Origin of the sequence: Streptomyces sp. S186 (genome assembly GCF_051603415.1) — a bacterium.
Taxonomy (GTDB): domain Bacteria; phylum Actinomycetota; class Actinomycetes; order Streptomycetales; family Streptomycetaceae; genus Streptomyces.
The window spans coordinates 3,282,544-3,296,706 of record NZ_CP193932.1 but is presented as its reverse complement, the minus strand read 5'-3'; the positions used below and the strand labels follow the sequence as shown (position 1 = coordinate 3,296,706).

Annotated in this window: 15 protein-coding genes and 1 riboswitch; of the genes, 6 read left to right on the top strand and 9 right to left on the bottom strand. The window is 71.8% G+C overall.

What is annotated here, in order from left to right:
- The first annotated feature begins 55 nt into the window (after window positions 1–55).
- Together ACRAS8_RS13800 and ACRAS8_RS13795 are read left to right on the top strand one after the other, a co-directional pair.
- Complete coding sequence (locus ACRAS8_RS13800; RefSeq protein WP_438486276.1) at window positions 56–454, top strand: hypothetical protein; 399 nt, start codon at window positions 56–58, stop codon at window positions 452–454.
- Complete coding sequence (locus ACRAS8_RS13795; RefSeq protein WP_438486274.1) at window positions 451–732, top strand: SCO4848 family membrane protein; 282 nt, start codon at window positions 451–453, stop codon at window positions 730–732. Before ACRAS8_RS13800 ends, ACRAS8_RS13795 begins: the two co-directional genes overlap by 4 nt.
- Before the next feature lie 62 nt (window positions 733–794).
- On the opposite strand, the gene ACRAS8_RS13790 is transcribed toward ACRAS8_RS13795, so the two are convergent.
- The 4 genes from ACRAS8_RS13790 to ACRAS8_RS13775 form a co-directional block, all read right to left on the bottom strand.
- Window positions 795–989, bottom strand: a complete 195-nt coding sequence (locus tag ACRAS8_RS13790; protein WP_438486272.1) for a hypothetical protein — start codon at window positions 987–989, stop codon at window positions 795–797.
- 327 nt (window positions 990–1,316) lie between these two features.
- On the bottom strand, window positions 1,317–2,153 hold the full coding sequence (locus tag ACRAS8_RS13785; protein ID WP_438486270.1) for a Scr1 family TA system antitoxin-like transcriptional regulator: 837 nt from the start codon (window positions 2,151–2,153) through the stop codon (window positions 1,317–1,319).
- The gene (locus tag ACRAS8_RS13780; RefSeq protein ID WP_438486268.1) at window positions 2,137–2,661 is read right to left on the bottom strand and encodes a DUF6879 family protein; all 525 of its coding nucleotides are present in this window, start codon (window positions 2,659–2,661) and stop codon (window positions 2,137–2,139) included. Before ACRAS8_RS13780 ends, ACRAS8_RS13785 begins: the two co-directional genes overlap by 17 nt.
- Window positions 2,645–2,857 carry a hypothetical protein gene (locus ACRAS8_RS13775; protein ID WP_438486266.1) on the bottom strand — a complete coding sequence of 71 codons (213 nt, stop codon included), beginning with the start codon at window positions 2,855–2,857 and terminating at the stop codon, window positions 2,645–2,647. The genes ACRAS8_RS13780 and ACRAS8_RS13775 overlap by 17 nt, the downstream gene beginning before the upstream one ends.
- Before the next feature lie 615 nt (window positions 2,858–3,472).
- On the opposite strand from ACRAS8_RS13775, the gene ACRAS8_RS13770 reads away from it, so the two are divergent.
- Window positions 3,473–4,774 carry a D-alanyl-D-alanine carboxypeptidase family protein gene (locus ACRAS8_RS13770; RefSeq protein ID WP_438486264.1) on the top strand — a complete coding sequence of 434 codons (1,302 nt, stop codon included), beginning with the start codon at window positions 3,473–3,475 and terminating at the stop codon, window positions 4,772–4,774.
- 71 nt (window positions 4,775–4,845) lie between these two features.
- Here ACRAS8_RS13770 and ACRAS8_RS13765 read toward each other — a convergent pair whose 3' ends face one another.
- The 4 genes from ACRAS8_RS13765 to glyA form a co-directional block, all read right to left on the bottom strand.
- Complete coding sequence (locus ACRAS8_RS13765; RefSeq protein ID WP_438490475.1) at window positions 4,846–5,892, bottom strand: YihY/virulence factor BrkB family protein; 1,047 nt, start codon at window positions 5,890–5,892, stop codon at window positions 4,846–4,848.
- A 189-nt stretch (window positions 5,893–6,081) separates the two neighbouring features.
- Window positions 6,082–6,681: a 2'-5' RNA ligase family protein gene (locus ACRAS8_RS13760; RefSeq protein ID WP_438486263.1), complete on the bottom strand. Its 600-nt coding sequence runs from the start codon at window positions 6,679–6,681 to the stop codon at window positions 6,082–6,084.
- Between the two features lie 182 nt (window positions 6,682–6,863).
- Window positions 6,864–7,928 carry a tryptophan--tRNA ligase gene (trpS, locus tag ACRAS8_RS13755; protein WP_438486261.1) on the bottom strand — a complete coding sequence of 355 codons (1,065 nt, stop codon included), beginning with the start codon at window positions 7,926–7,928 and terminating at the stop codon, window positions 6,864–6,866.
- 311 nt (window positions 7,929–8,239) lie between these two features.
- Window positions 8,240–9,517 carry a serine hydroxymethyltransferase gene (glyA, locus tag ACRAS8_RS13750; protein WP_438486259.1) on the bottom strand — a complete coding sequence of 426 codons (1,278 nt, stop codon included), beginning with the start codon at window positions 9,515–9,517 and terminating at the stop codon, window positions 8,240–8,242.
- Between the two features lie 40 nt (window positions 9,518–9,557).
- Window positions 9,558–9,650, bottom strand: a riboswitch (ZMP/ZTP riboswitch).
- 161 nt (window positions 9,651–9,811) lie between these two features.
- Here glyA and rocD point away from each other — a divergent pair.
- Complete coding sequence (rocD, locus tag ACRAS8_RS13745; RefSeq protein ID WP_438486258.1) at window positions 9,812–11,017, top strand: ornithine--oxo-acid transaminase; 1,206 nt, start codon at window positions 9,812–9,814, stop codon at window positions 11,015–11,017.
- Window positions 11,018–11,096: 79 nt separating this feature from the next.
- Window positions 11,097–12,086, top strand: a complete 990-nt coding sequence (locus ACRAS8_RS13740; RefSeq protein WP_438486256.1) for a hypothetical protein — start codon at window positions 11,097–11,099, stop codon at window positions 12,084–12,086.
- A 50-nt stretch (window positions 12,087–12,136) separates the two neighbouring features.
- On the opposite strand, the gene ACRAS8_RS13735 is transcribed toward ACRAS8_RS13740, so the two are convergent.
- Entirely contained in the window at window positions 12,137–13,579 is a 1,443-nt protein-coding gene (locus tag ACRAS8_RS13735; protein WP_438486254.1) for a PLP-dependent aminotransferase family protein, read from the bottom strand.
- Between the two features lie 47 nt (window positions 13,580–13,626).
- On the opposite strand from ACRAS8_RS13735, the gene ACRAS8_RS13730 reads away from it, so the two are divergent.
- The gene (locus tag ACRAS8_RS13730; RefSeq protein WP_438486253.1) at window positions 13,627–14,160 is read left to right on the top strand and encodes a carboxymuconolactone decarboxylase family protein; all 534 of its coding nucleotides are present in this window, start codon (window positions 13,627–13,629) and stop codon (window positions 14,158–14,160) included.
- The last annotated feature ends 3 nt before the right edge of the window (window positions 14,161–14,163 follow it).

The window sequence follows — 14,163 nt, the reverse complement described above, 5'->3', positions numbered from 1 at the left end:
GCGCCCGGACGGGGAGGGAGAGGCGCATCGGCCGCAGGCGGGGACGGTTGCGGCCGTGCCGGGAATCTGGTGCGAGCGGACGGTGTACCGGTCCGTGCACGCGGACGAGGTGGCGTCCTGGACGTTCCTCGCGGTCGGCACCCCGCTGCGGGCCGTGGGGGCGATCGCCGCGGACGCCCGGAGGCTGGCCGCGGATCTGCCCCGACGGGCGCGCGAGTGGGCGTTGCGCGGGGTGGCCGGCGAGGGGCGGGTGGCGGCGGTGGCCGCGCTGCACCGGGGCGAGCCCTGCGGACTGGCCCTGAGCTGCGCCGGAACGTGGGTTGAGTGGTCGGCGACGCCGGTACTCTTCCTGCCCGTCGTCAGCGGCGGGGACGCCCCGGAAGCCGATCACGCGCATCGCGGATACTGGCAGGACAAGGCTCCCCCCCCCGCAGTAGAGGACACCGCCCCATGAAGCTCAGCCGTCCCGTCTCCTGGTTCCTGCTCGCCTTCGGCGCCTGGTCCTGGGTGGTGTGGATCACCTTCGTCAAGAACCTGATCAAGGACGCGAGCGGTCTGGCCTTCGATCACGGAAACCCCACCGCGTACTTCTGGGTCCATCTCGCCCTCGCGATCACCTCGTTCCTCCTGGGCACGGCGATCGGCGTACTCGGCTTCCGGGGCCTGCGCGCCCTGCGTCGCGAGACGACGGCGACCGCGGAAAGCACGGAGACCGCGGCGACGCGGAGCTGACGGGCTGGCGCGGGCGCAAGCGATCACCGGCGGCCGCAGAAGACTCCGGCCGCCGGGGTGGCTTACTTCCCCTCCCCACCACTGGGCTGCGGAGCAGGATCGCGGGGCGCCTCCGGAGGCATGGGGCCACCGTCGTGCTTCCCACCGTCGTCCTCGGCGACGACCTCCAGGTCCCGTGGGTGCCGGAACGGGACGCCGGGCCAGCCCTCGGCGTCCCGCGGACGCGTATCCATCGTCTCGACCGCGGCAGTGCTCATCTTTCGACTTCCTTTCATGTCGATCCAGCCGGGGTTGCCTGGCCATGGCCGTCACCTTGGGCACGTGCCGGCGTGGCGGTAGATCACCACGGGCGGCTCGGAGGCGCGTTCGATCTGACCGCGGAGAGCCAGCTCGAACGTCCGGATCGGCTCCGCGCAAACGGTGCACCGCTGCCCCTTGGGTGCATAGGTGGGGTACTCCCAATTGCCCTCAGATGTTTCCGAGCTGCTGGCCATTTCTTGTGCCTCCCCGATTATTCCGTGAGGCACCAATGGTCCTGCATCAGTGAGAGACGCGGCTGTTTTATTCGCGTTGTCGAATAAAGATCACTGGCGGAATGACCGCGCCCACGTGGTCAACAGCTGTCGGGCTTCGTCGCCGTAGACGGCATGTGCCGCATAGCTGGCGAATCGGTCGAGGAGTGAACGGACGTCTTTGGGGTCTCGGAAAACAGCAGCCCCGAGGTCCGTCTCAATCGTCGCCAGGCGGTCGTCGTAAACAGTGAACGTACTCAGTGGCGTGTTGCTGAACCTCACGCCCATCGGCAGAATGCCGAGTCGGATGTTCGACTGTAGGCTCAGTGAGGCCAGTCGGTCAATCTGGAGTGCCATGGCGTCCGGCGAAACCAATGGGTATCTGATTGCCTGCTCGGTAAGGAGAAAAGTAAAGCGCTTGGAGTGGTCGAGCAGGACGGCCTGGCGTTTGAGCTTCATGCCGACAGCCTTGTCCTGTTGTGTCGGCGGGGCATGTGAAATGCTTTCCTGGATGTAATCCGGCGTTGCCAGCAAGCCTGTGGCCATGGACAGCATGAAATATCGGAAGTCTGTGGTGACCGCCTCCAGGCCGGCCAGCTCCAGTTGCTTCTTGTCCAGCCCTTTTCGGTGCAGGGCCTTGCGGTCCTGCCATTCCGTCTGTGCTATTCGAGCGATGGCCAGGGCCTCGGCCGCGACGGCGGGGGGTACGTTCAGCCCACGCAGGATCTGCTCGACGTCCACCAGCGACGGGCGGAGTTTGCCCCCCTCGATGCGACTGATCTTGGACTGGGACATATGGCAACGCGCGGCAAGCCGGACTCCGGAGAGCCCGGCTTGTCTGCGGAGATGCCTGAGCATGGCCGCCAGTTCCAGACCGGTCCGGCCAAGCCGGTCAGGCTCGATGGCCACCGTTCACGTACTCCTCGAAGGGGACTGACTCGGCGACGGCGATCCGCTGATACTCGATGAACGGAGACACGTCTCCTTCGAATACCTCACGATTGATCTGCCTGCCGTCCTCCTCGTAGTTCATGAGCACGACTTCTGTGCGGTCGAACATCCAGAAGTCCTGGATTCCCTCGAGGGGATTGGTTCGATCGGTCACGTCGAGGATGCGAATGTCGTCCCCGGCCTGTGCGTGGGCCCGGTAATAGCGCGCGAACTCGAATTGAAGGTATTCGGAGAGTGGCCGCTGCACGATATGCACCCGGCCGTTGTACTTCCCCTCCGCCCGCTGACGTGAGACGCGTTCCGTGTAGGAGGACGCCGTGTGCGGGGCCAGTGGCCGTCCCTCGCGAAACGCCGAGAAATCTTCTGCCTCCTGCGGCACGAGGTACTGCGGGAGTGTCTCAAGCCGCCATGCCTCTCGTTTGATTTCCGCGAACCGACGTCGCCACTCTTCACCATCCAAGAGCACGCACGGCCTCCCTCAGTACCTCTTCCGGAATCTCTACCAGCGCCTCACCGGACGGTGGCATGAACGCCTCCGAAATGCCTCCCTGAATGACGAGTGTCCCGTTCGCCGCCCGGTAGACGTTCGGACAGTCCTCGTCACCGCAGGTGCCGTTGCCGTTTCCGTTGCCGGTGAGCCGGGTCAGTTCCTCACGTGGCATGCCGAAACCCCCTCGCTTCTGGCCCTGGCGGGCCAACTGACCACGACGGTATGGGGACTGGCCACGGGCGTCCATGCGGGCGCGCTCCTTATGCGCGTCCTGGCATAAACCCGGCCGGGTGCGGCGCGGCACCGCGTCGGCCGACACGGCACGGCCCGTGGCCCCGCACGTCAACCCCGATCGACGGTGTGCCGACCCCGGTCGCGAGTGATTCACGTCCCGGTCGGGTGGTTTGTGGATCCCCGGCGGGCCGGCTCCCGTCTTCGGGCCTGTGGAACGTCTGCGCACCCCGACCGTCGGGGTGCGCGGTGGACCACCGGGCGGGCGCGGTGACAGGGACGGAGTCCATATCCTCGTGGTCCCTCGACAGGAACGGTGATGGTGCTCTGACCTGCTCTTTTGCCTGGTCCTGAGGTTGTGTTGGTGAGTTGTTCGGGAAAGGTGGGCCAGATGCGCCAGCTCCGCGGTGAGGCGGGCGGGAACGAGGACGCGGGGCGGGGGAGCGGCACGGGGCCCCGGCCGGACGGCGGGGGCGGCTCCATCCGGCCGTTCGGAGGGGCACTCTTCCGTGGGGTGCGTTCAAAGAGGCGGTCGCGGGCGGGTACGTTCACGGACGTGCCGACGACCTTGAATGCCTCCGCGTCCCCGTCCGCCGTTCGATCCGCTGCCGCGCTGGCGTCCTCCGTACTGCTGGTGTCGCCACTGCTGGCCGGCACCGCGCACGCCGCCCCCGTGGACGGCGGCCAGCCGCCCAAGGCCCCCGTGCCGCCCGCGAAGATGTCGCAGGTCGGCGGGGAGCGGCTGGGCCGGCCCGGTGTCCAGGTGCAGCTCCGGCCGGGCGCGCCCGAGCTGCCCAAGGAACTCACCGGCCGCTCGTGGATCATCTCGGACGCCGAGACCGGCGAGGTGCTGGCCGCGAAGAACCCGCACTGGCAGCTGGCGCCGGCCAGCACGCTGAAGATGCTGTTCGCCGACACCGTGCTGCCGAAGTTCCCGAAGACGACGAAGTACACGGTCAAGCCGGCCGACCTGGCGGGCATGGGCGTCGGCAGCAGCCTCGTCGGGATAAGGGAGAACCTCACCTACACCGTCCACGACCTGTGGCTGGGGGTGTTCCTGCGGTCCGGCAACGACGCGGTACACACGCTCTCCGCGATGAACGGCGGCACCGAGGCCACCGTCAAGCAGATGCAGCAGCGGGCGGTGCAGCTGAACGCCACCGACACCCATGTGATCACGCCGGACGGCTACGACGCGCCGGGGCAGGTGTCCAGCGCGTACGACCTGAGCCTGTTCGCGCGGGCCGGGCTGCAGAACCCGGACTTCCGGGAGTACTGCTCCACGGCGAGCGCGCAGTTCCCCGGCGACATGGGCAAGGACGGCAAGCGCGCCACCTTCGGCATCCAGAACACCAACCGGCTGCTCAGCGGCGACTACGACATCAAGCCCTACCCGGGCATCGCGGGGGTGAAGAACGGCTCCACCACCAACGCCGGGTCCACCTTCACCGGGTTCGCCCAGCACGGCGACCGCAAGCTGCTGGTCACCGTGATGAACCCGGAGAAGAAGCAGCACAACGAGGCGTACCGGGAAGCCGCCAGGCTCTTTGACTGGGGCTTCGCGGCAGACGGCAAGGTGACGCCGGTCGGCAAACTGGTCGAGCCCAAGGGCTCGGGCATGGACCACGACGGCGACGGGAAGAACGGCGACCCGCAGGCCCAGGCCGGGCTGGACTCCGGCGGCTGGGGCGGACCGTGGGCGGTCGCCGGGATCGGCGGCGGAGTGGTGGCGCTGATCGCCGCGGCGGCGTGGTTCGTCCGCAGGCGGCGCCCGCAGCCGGAGGCCGGGGCCGGGACTGGGACCGGGCAGGAGTCGGGGCAGGGGCGGCGGGGCTCCGGGGGGCGGCGGCGGAAGTGACCGGCGTCGGATGACGGATGCCGGATGACGGGTGCAGTCATCCGGCATCCGGCGGCCGGGCCGTCACGCCGTCACGTCGTCGCGGGCGGCTCCGGCTCCGGTTGCCGGCCGGTCCCGCCCGGTCGCTGTCCGGTCGGCCCGGCGGTGGCCGTCCAGGACGCGCAGAAGACCAGTAGCTTCGCGGTGAAGTTGATCCACAGCAGCAGGGCGATCGGGGTGCCGAACGCCCCGTACATGCTGCGCCCGGCGATGCCCTGGAGATAGCTGCTGAGCAGCAGTTTCAGCGCCTCGAAGCCGACCGCGCCGATCAGCGCGGCGATGATCAGGGCCCGCCGCGGCGGGCGCGCGCCGGCGAGCTTGGTCAGGACGTAGGCCAGCATCAGGAAGTCGGCGAGCACCGCGATGCAGAACCCGGCCACGGTGAGCAGGACGCTGACCGCGCCGCCCCGGGGCAGGCCGATCGCGTCCACCGCCCGTCCGACCGCTGCGGAGGCGAACGCCGAGCAGCCCACCGAGACCACCGCGACCGCGCCGAGGCCGAGCAGCCGCCCGCCGTCGCGGACCTTGCCGAGCAGGAAGTTGGCCTCCTCGTCGGGCAGTTCCCAGACGGCCCGCAGGCAGTCGCGCAGGGACTGCACCCAGCCGATGCCGGTGAGCAGCAGCGCGGCACCGGCGATCAGTCCGACGGTGGTCGCGTTGTCGACCAGCCCGGCCAGGTCCAGCTGGTTCGAGATACCGGGGACCTGCTCGGCGAGCTCGGCCTCCAGCGTGTGCAGCTGGTCCTTGCCGATCGTGGCGGCGACGATCGCGGCGGCGACGGTCAGCAGCGGGAAGAGCGCGATGAAGCTGGTGAAGGTGATGGCCGCGGCCAGCCGGGTCCAGTGGACCCGCAGCATCCGCGCGTAGCTGCGCCACAGGTGGGTGGCGAGCAGCCGCTCGACGAGGGGCGCGAGGCGCGGTCCGACGACCGGCAGCCGCGGGATCCAGCCGAGGGGGTTGCTTTCGGCGTCCTTCCCGGCGTCCTTCCCCGAGGCGCGGTCCGCGTTCCCGCCTGTGCCCTCGTCGTGCTTGCCGTGCTCGTCGTCCCCGTTTCCCTGGACGTCCCGCCCGCCGTTCATCCCCGTACGCCTCCCGTGCCGGCTGCTCCGGTCGATGATCCGGACGCTGATGATCCGGAACACTAGCTTCCGGCTACCCCGGTGTCCGGCGGCCACCCGACGCACCGGGCACGCGCGTGACGGCCGACACGGCGGCGCGGCGGCTCAATAGAGGCGGCGGCTGTAGAGGACGACTCAGTACGCGGCGACTCAGTAGAACGTGGCCGGCGGCCGGGACAGTTCGGCGGGCTCGCCGCCCTGCCGGGGCACCGGCACCGCGCCCCCGCCGGCCCCGAACGGGTACTCCCGCTCCAGTCGCCAGACCTCGTCGTCGCCCTTCTCGTAGAGCGCGAAGCCGGCGATCGTCCAGGTGGCGGAGAAGTCCGCCAGCTCCGCCTGGGCGCGGTCCATGGCGGCCTCGCCGATGCCGTGCGCGATCGTCACATGCGGGTGGTACGGGAACTGGAGCTCGCGGGCGCACGGCCCGGACGCGGCGCGGACCCGCTCCTGCAGGACCGTGCAGCCGCGCGCGCCCTCGACGACCTTGACGAAGACCACCGGCGAGAGCGGACGGAAGGTGTCGGTGCCCTCCAGCCGCAGCGGAAACGGCCGGGACCCGGCGGCGACCTCGGCGAGATGGCGCTCGATGTCGGGCAGCGCGCCGGCGTCGACCTCCGTCGGCGGGAGGAGGGTGATGTGGGTGGGGATGCCGCGGGCGGCCGGGTCCCCGAAGCCCTCGCGCTTCCGCTGGAGGAAGCGGCCGTGCGGCTCCGGGACCGCGAGCGAAACGCCGAGCGTTACGGTCCCCACTGCGTTCTCCCTCCTGACATGTGCCCTGACGTGTGCCTTGTGCCCTGACGTATGCCTTGCGTGTGCCCTGACGTGTGCCGTACCTGTGCCCTGACGTGTGCGTGCGCGCCGCGTGGGCGCGCACCTTCCCAGTGTGCCGGGGACGGACCCTGACGGGCGCGTCCCCGGGCCGGCGCGGACGGTCAGCGCTTGGCCGGCAGGAATCCGATCCGGTCGTAGGTGGTGGCCAGGGTCTCGGCCGCCACCGCACGGGCCTTCTCGGCGCCCTTGGCCAGGATCGTGTCCAGCGTCTCGGGGTCGTCGAGGTATTCCTGCGTACGGTTCCGGAACGGGGTGACGAAGTCGACCATCACCTCGGCCAGATCCGTCTTGAGCGCGCCGTACATCTTGCCCTCGTAGGAGCGCTCCAGCGACGGGATGTCCTGGCCGGTGAGGGTGGACAGGATGGTCAGGAGGTTGCTGACGCCGGGCTTGGCCTCGCGGTCGAAGCGAATGACCGTGTCGGTGTCCGTCACGGCGCTCTTGATCTTCTTCGCGGTGACCTTGGGGTCGTCGAGGAGGTCGATGATGCCCTTCGGCGAGGACGCCGACTTGCTCATCTTGATCGACGGGTCCTGAAGATCGAAGATCTTCGCCGTCTCCTTGACGATGTACGGGTTCGGGATCGTGAAGGTGTCGCCGAAGCGGGTGTTGAAGCGGTCCGCGAGGTCGCGGGTCAGCTCCAGGTGCTGGCGCTGGTCCTCGCCGACGGGGACCTGGTCGGCCTGGTAGAGCAGGATGTCGGCGACCATCAGGACGGGGTAGGTGAACAGGCCGACCGTCGTGCGGTCCGTGCCCTGCTTCGCCGACTTGTCCTTGAACTGCGTCATCCGGGACGCCTCACCGAAGCCGGTGACGCAGTTCATGACCCAGCTCAGCTGGGCGTGCTCGGGGACGTGGCTCTGCACGAAGAGCGTGCAGCGCTCCGGGTCGAGGCCGGCCGCCAGCAGCTGGGCGGCGGCGATCCGGGTGTTGCGGCGCAGCTCCACCGGGTCCTGCGGGACGGTGATCGCGTGCAGGTCGACGACCATGTAGAAGGCGTCGTGCGACTCCTGCAGAGCCACCCACTGGCGCACCGCACCGAGGTAGTTGCCGAGGTGGAAGGAGCCGGCGGTGGGCTGGATACCGGAGAGCACTCGAGGATGCTGCATGGCGGAGCCATTCCCCCTGGGGCGGTGGTGGGCGACGGGCGGGCGATCGAGAGCCATGGGAGTCATTCTCTCAGGTCCCCGAGGGGCCCGGGCGTGGAGGCCCGCAGGGGGCGGCCGAACACATCCCGTAGGGGATGCGTGGGCCCCCTGCGGGGCCACAACGTGGGGGTGTTGTGGGGTATTCCCGGGAACGGGAGGGTCTTGGGTGCCCGCCGCGTGAGGGGGTCCGGGGGAGGGCGCCCCACCGCGCGAGGGCCGCGAGGCGGGGCCCCGGGCTCACGGGCGGGGCACTCCGGCCTGTGCGGAGGGACGCCCCGGGCTCGCGCCGTGGGACGCTCCGGGGCTCACGCCGCGTTTCGCCCCCGACCTCAGTCGTGCACCGGCAGCCCCGGCGCCGGGTAGGCCGCCATGAGGTCCGCGACCTCCCGGCGGATCGTCGTCAGGGCCTCCTCGTCGCCGGTGGACGCGGCCCGGACGCCGCGGTCGATCCACTCCGCGACCTTCGGCATCTGTGCCGTCCCCAGCCCCCGCGACGTCAGCGACGGGGTGCCGATCCGGATGCCGGACGGGTCGAACGGCTTGCGCGGGTCGAACGGCACGGTGTTGTAGTTCGCCACGATCCCGGCCCGGTCCAGGGCCCTGGCCGCGACCTTGCCGGGCACCTCCTTCGACGTCAGGTCGATCAGCACCAGGTGGTTGTCGGTGCCGCCGGAGACCAGGTCGAAGCCACGGGCCAGCAGCGCCTCGGCGAGCGCCCTGGCGTTGGCGACGACGGCGTGCGCGTACTCCCGGAAGGACGGCGCGGACGCCTCGCGCAGCGCCACCGCGATGGCGGCCGTGGTGTGGTTGTGCGGGCCGCCCTGAAGGCCGGGGAAGACCGCCCTGTCGATCGCCTTGGCGTGCGCCGCGCGGGACATCAGCAGCGCGCCGCGCGGGCCGCGCAGCGTCTTGTGGGTGGTGGTCGAGACGACGTCGGCGTGCGGTACGGGCGACGGGTGCGCGCCGCCCGCGATCAGGCCCGCGATGTGTGCGATGTCCGCGACCAGGACCGCGTCGACCTCCCGCGCGATCTCGCCGAAGGCCGCGAAGTCGATGGTCCGCGGGACGGCCGTGCCGCCACAGAAGATGATCTTCGGGCGCTCCTTGCGGGCCAGGTCGCGCACCTCGTCGAAGTCGATCCGCCCGGTGTCGGCCCGTACGCCGTACCCCACCCCGTTGAACCACGTCCCGGTCGCCGAGACGCCCCAGCCGTGCGTGAGGTGCCCGCCCATCGGCAGCGACATGCCCAGCACCGTGTCGCCGGGGGAGGCGAAGGCGAGGTACACGGCCAGATTGGCGGGCGAGCCGGAGTACGGCTGCACATTGGCGTGCTCGACGCCGAAGAGCCCCTTGGCACGCTCGACGGCCAGGGTCTCCACGAGGTCGATGTTCTGCTGGCCCTCGTAGTAACGGCGGCCCGGGTAGCCCTCGCTGTACTTGTTCTGGAGGACCGTCCCGGTGGCCTCCAGGACGGCGGCGGAGACGTAGTTCTCGCTGGGGATCAGCCGCAGGGTGTCGGCCTGGAGCCGCTCCTCGGCGCCGACCAGCGCGGCGAGTTCGGGGTCGGCGGCGTGCAGGGCGGGATGGGCGGGGCGATGGGCCGTCATGGCGTCCTCCGGGGCGATCGAGCGGTGGTCGGTCGTGGTCCCGGGGTACCCAGGCGGGCGGCACCTCGTAGGCGTGTGGCCGCGCACCGCTTCCTCGGGGTCCGTTCCCCGTACGCCAGTCGCGGCTGCGCAACGGCAGTCTACGGAAGTCCGGGCCCTGTCCGACGGGTAAGGGGCGGAAAGGCCGCGGCGTGCGGCTCGTGGCCTGCGGGCGTCCGCACCGGGCGGGACAATGAACGCAGAGGTCGGCACCGAAGCCGGACCGGCAGTCCGGCCCACCGGACGGAGTCACCCGTGACGTCCACGGAAGCGTTCATCGCCGCCGCCGAGGCCCACAGCGCGCACAACTACCACCCGCTCCCCGTCGTCGTGGCCACCGCCGAAGGCGCCTGGATGACCGACGTCACCGGCCGCCGCTATCTGGACCTGCTCGCCGGGTACTCCGCGCTCAACTTCGGCCATCGCCACCCCCGTCTGCTGGCGGCGGCCCGCGCCCAGCTGGAACGCGTCACGCTCACCTCCCGCGCCTTCCACCACGACCGCTACGCCGACTTCTGCACCCAGCTCGCCGACCTGTGCGGAATGGAACTCGTCCTGCCGATGAACACCGGCGCAGAGGCCGTGGAGACCGCGGTCAAGACTGCCCGCAAATGGGGCTACCGGGTCAAGGGCGTGCCCGACGGGCGGGCCGGGATCGTCGTCGCGGAGAACAACTTCCACGGCCGGACCACCACCGTCGTCTCCTTCTCCACCGACCCCGAGGCCCGCGCCGACTTCGGCCCGTACACCCCCGGCTTCACCGTCGTCCCCTATGGCGACCTGGCCGCCCTGGACGCCGCCGTCGACGCCGACACCGTCGCGGTGCTGCTGGAGCCGATCCAAGGCGAGGCCGGGGTCCTGGTGCCGCCGCGCGGCTACCTGGCCGGGGTGCGCGAACTGACGCGGGCCCGGAACGTGCTCTTCGTCGCCGACGAGATCCAGTCCGGGCTGGGCCGCACCGGCACCACCTTCGCCTGCGAACACGAGGGCGTGGTGCCCGATGTGTACGTCCTCGGCAAGGCGCTGGGCGGCGGGGTGGTGCCGGTGTCCGCGGTGGTGTCGTCCCGCGAGGTGCTGGGCGTCTTCCGGCCCGGTCAGCACGGTTCGACGTTCGGCGGCAACCCGCTGGCCTGCGCGGTCGGCCTGGAGGTCATCGCGATGCTGCGCACCGGCGAGTACCAGCGGCGAGCCGCCGAACTCGGCGACCACCTGCACCGCGCGCTGGCCCCGATGGTGGGCGGCGGCGCGGTGGACGCGGTCCGCGGCCGCGGACTGTGGGCCGGCATCGACATCAACCCCTCCCGCGGCGACGGCCGGGCCGTCGCCGAACGGCTGATGGCCCGCGGCGTCCTGGTCAAGGACACCCACGGCGCGACGATCCGGATCGCGCCGCCGCTGGTGATCAGCAAGGAGGATCTGGACTGGGGGCTGGAACAACTCCGGGTGGTGCTGGGCGCGTAGCGTCGTTCGTCCGCTCCGGGGCCGTCCCCCTACCCCCTGCCCCCTGCCCCGCGGCCCTGTGGAGCCGTACAGTCGGGCCATGCTGCTCGGGATGATCTGCGCGCTCGCGTCCGCGGTCTGCTTCGGTACCGCCTCCGTCTTCCAGGCCGTGGCGGCCCGGGACACCCCGCCCGGTACCGGCTCCGGCGTCGACGCCCGGCTGCTGCTGCGGGTGCTGACGCAGTGGCGGTATCTGCTCGGGCTGGCGCTGGACGGGCTGGGCTTCCTGCTGGAGCTGGTGGCGCTGCGGACGCTGCCGATCTACACGGTCGGCGCGGCGCTGGCCGCGACCCTCGCGGTGACCGCGGTGGTCGCCGCGCCGGTCCTGGGCGTCCGCCTCCGGCGCGCCGAATGGCTGGCGGTCGCGGTGGTCTGCGGCGGGCTGGCCCTGCTGGCGCTGTCGTCCGGCGGCGAGGGACACCGGGCCGGCACCCCCGCGCTACGGATCGGGGTGCTGGTCTTCGCGGTCGCCGTGCTGGCCGCCGGCGCCCTGGCCGGCCGACTCCCGGACCGCTCCCGCGCCGCCGTGCTCGGCCTCGGCGCGGGCTGCGGCTTCGGGGTCGTCGAGGTCGCGGTGCGGCTCATCGACGGCTTCGGCCCGTCCGACCTGCTCACCAACCCCGCCACCTACGCGCTGCTGATCGGCGGGGCTGCAGCCTTCCTGTTGCTGACCTCCGCCTTCCAGCGCGGCGCGGTCACCACCGCCACCGCCGGCATGGTGATCGGCGAGACCCTCGGCCCGGCCGCGGTCGGCGTCGCCTGGCTCGGCGACCGCACCCGCGACGGGCTGGCCCCGCTGACCGTCGCCGGTTTCGTGCTGGCCGTCGCCGGGGCGCTGGCGCTGGCCCGCTTCGGCGAGGCACCGGCACCGGCGACGGCGGCCCCCGACACCGACACGAACACCGACGTAACCGACAAGAACGACAAGAACGACACGAACGACAGCGACGCGAACACCGACATACCCGCGCTCCCGTCCGACTCCGCGACCCCGTCCGACTCCGCCGCGGCGGCCGCCGAACGCTCCTGAGTGCCCCCTGAACGGGAGCCCATCACACCCCGCCCCTTCACCCCACCCCCTCACCCCGCCGGCGGCATCGCCCTCAACAGGGCCTCCAGGACGGCCGAGAACGCATGGTCCGGCGGGCGGCCGTAGGTGATGACCAGCGCGTCGCGGGCTGCGGCCGGGCCCGCCGGGTCGGTGAACTCCGCCAGCCCGGTCACCGCCAGGCCCTGCCACCGCGCGGCCTGGACGACGGACTGCTCGGTGCCGGGCGGGAGTTCCAGCACCGCGTGCAGCCCGGCGGCGATCCCCGAGACGTGTACGTGCGGGGCGCGTTCGGCCAGCGCGGCCACCAGCTGGTCGCGCCGCCGCCGGTAGCGCAGCCGCATCCCGCGCAGATGCCGGTCGTACGCTCCGGAGGAGATGAACTCCGCCAGGGTGAGCTGGTCCAGCGATCCGGACTGCCACTCGCCGGTCGACTTGACCTCAAGCACCCGGTCCATCAGCCGGTCCGGCACCACCATCCACGCCAGCCGCAGCGCCGGGGCCAGGCTCTTGCTCGCGGTGCCCAGATAGACGACGTGGTCGGGGTCCAGCCCTTGGAGGGCCCCGACCGGCTGCCGGTCGTAGCGGAACTCGCCGTCGTAGTCGTCCTCCAGGACGTAACCACCGGTGGCGCGCGCCCAGTTGACCGCCGTGGCCCGCCGGTCGGGGTGCAGCGGGACGCCGGTCGGGAACTGGTGGGCGGGGGTCAGCAGGGCCGCCCGCAGGTGGTCCAGGCCGGTCAGCCGGCCGGTGTCCGCGCCGTCCGCGTCGATCGGCAGCGGGACGGTGCCGAGGCCGGCGCGGGCGATGACGGCGCGGTGGAAGGGCAGCCCGTACGCCTCGGTGGCGACCCGGCCGGGGGTGCCGCCACGGGGCCGCAGCGCCCGGCACAGCACCCCCAGCCCCTGCATGAACCCCGCGCAGACCACGATCCGTTCGGGGTCGGCCCGTACGCCCCGCGCCCGCGCCAGGTAGTCCGCGAGCACCGCGCGCAGCTCGGGGCGGCCGGCCGGAGTGCCGTAGCCGAACGCCTCGTTGGGCGCGGCGGTCAGCGCCCGGCGGGCCGCCGCCAGCCAGGCGGTCCGCGGGAAGGACGAGACGTCCGGGGTGCCGGGGGTGAGGTCGAAGCGCGGGCCGGCGGCGGGGGACGGCGGGCCCGGGGCGCGCCGGGGCGCCCGGCCGGCGGCCCGCGGCAGGACCCGTTCGGCGACCTCGGTGCCCGAGCCCTGGCGGGCGCTCAGCCAGCCCTCGGCGACCAGCTCCGCGTAGGCGTCGGCGACGGTGTTGCGGGCGATGCCGAGGTCGGTGGCGAGGGACCGGGAGGACGGCAGCCGGGTGCCGGGGGTCAGCCGCCCGGACCGCACCGCCTCGCGCAGCGCGGCCATCAGCGAGGCCCGCACCCCGCCCGGACCGCCGAGGTCCAGATGCAGGTCCCGGCCCAGATCCCGTCCGAAAGTGGCCCGCGATTTCTCCATGGAAGTGGACCATACCCCTGCGCCACTCGCCGCGTAGCGTCTACCGCATGACGAACCCGACGACACCGTCCGCAGGACAGCCGACACCGCCCGCAGGGCAGCCGGCGCCCGCCGTCCCGGCCGCCGCCGGCCACCGGCACGGCCCCCGGATGCGCTGGACCGAGCTGGCTCCCGACGTCTACAAGGCCATGATCGGCCTGGACGTGGCGGCCCGTAAGGGCCTCGACCCCACCCTGGCCGAACTGATCAAGATCCGCGCCTCGCAGATCAACCGGTGCGCCATGTGCCTCCACATGCACACCACCGACGCCCGCAAGGCCGGCGAGACCGAAGAGCGGATCGCCCTCCTCAGTGCCTGGGAGGAGGCCGCCGGCTACTACACCGACCGCGAGCGCGCCGCCCTGGCGCTCACCGAGGCCATCACCGTGCTCACCGACGGCTTCGTCCCGGACGCCGTCTACGAGCAGGCCGCCGCCGTCTTCGACGAGCCCGAACTCGCCCAGCTGATCGCCATGATCACCACCATCAACGCCTGGAACCGCTTCGGCGTGGCCACCCGCCGGGCCCCGGGGCAGGAGTGAGCA

Coding starts and splice junctions, on each gene's coding strand:
- ACRAS8_RS13795 (WP_438486274.1), top strand. CDS start 451: ATGAAGCTCAGCCGTCCCGTCTCCTGGTTCCTGCTCGCCTTCGGCGCC.
- ACRAS8_RS13790 (WP_438486272.1), bottom strand. CDS start 989: ATGAGCACTGCCGCGGTCGAGACGATGGATACGCGTCCGCGGGACGCC.
- ACRAS8_RS13775 (WP_438486266.1), bottom strand. CDS start 2,857: ATGCCACGTGAGGAACTGACCCGGCTCACCGGCAACGGAAACGGCAAC.
- ACRAS8_RS13765 (WP_438490475.1), bottom strand. CDS start 5,892: ATGAACGGCGGGCGGGACGTCCAGGGAAACGGGGACGACGAGCACGGC.
- trpS (WP_438486261.1), bottom strand. CDS start 7,928: ATGGCTCTCGATCGCCCGCCCGTCGCCCACCACCGCCCCAGGGGGAAT.
- glyA (WP_438486259.1), bottom strand. CDS start 9,517: ATGACGGCCCATCGCCCCGCCCATCCCGCCCTGCACGCCGCCGACCCC.
- ACRAS8_RS13740 (WP_438486256.1), top strand. CDS start 11,097: ATGCTGCTCGGGATGATCTGCGCGCTCGCGTCCGCGGTCTGCTTCGGT.
- ACRAS8_RS13735 (WP_438486254.1), bottom strand. CDS start 13,579: ATGGAGAAATCGCGGGCCACTTTCGGACGGGATCTGGGCCGGGACCTG.
- ACRAS8_RS13730 (WP_438486253.1), top strand. CDS start 13,627: ATGACGAACCCGACGACACCGTCCGCAGGACAGCCGACACCGCCCGCA.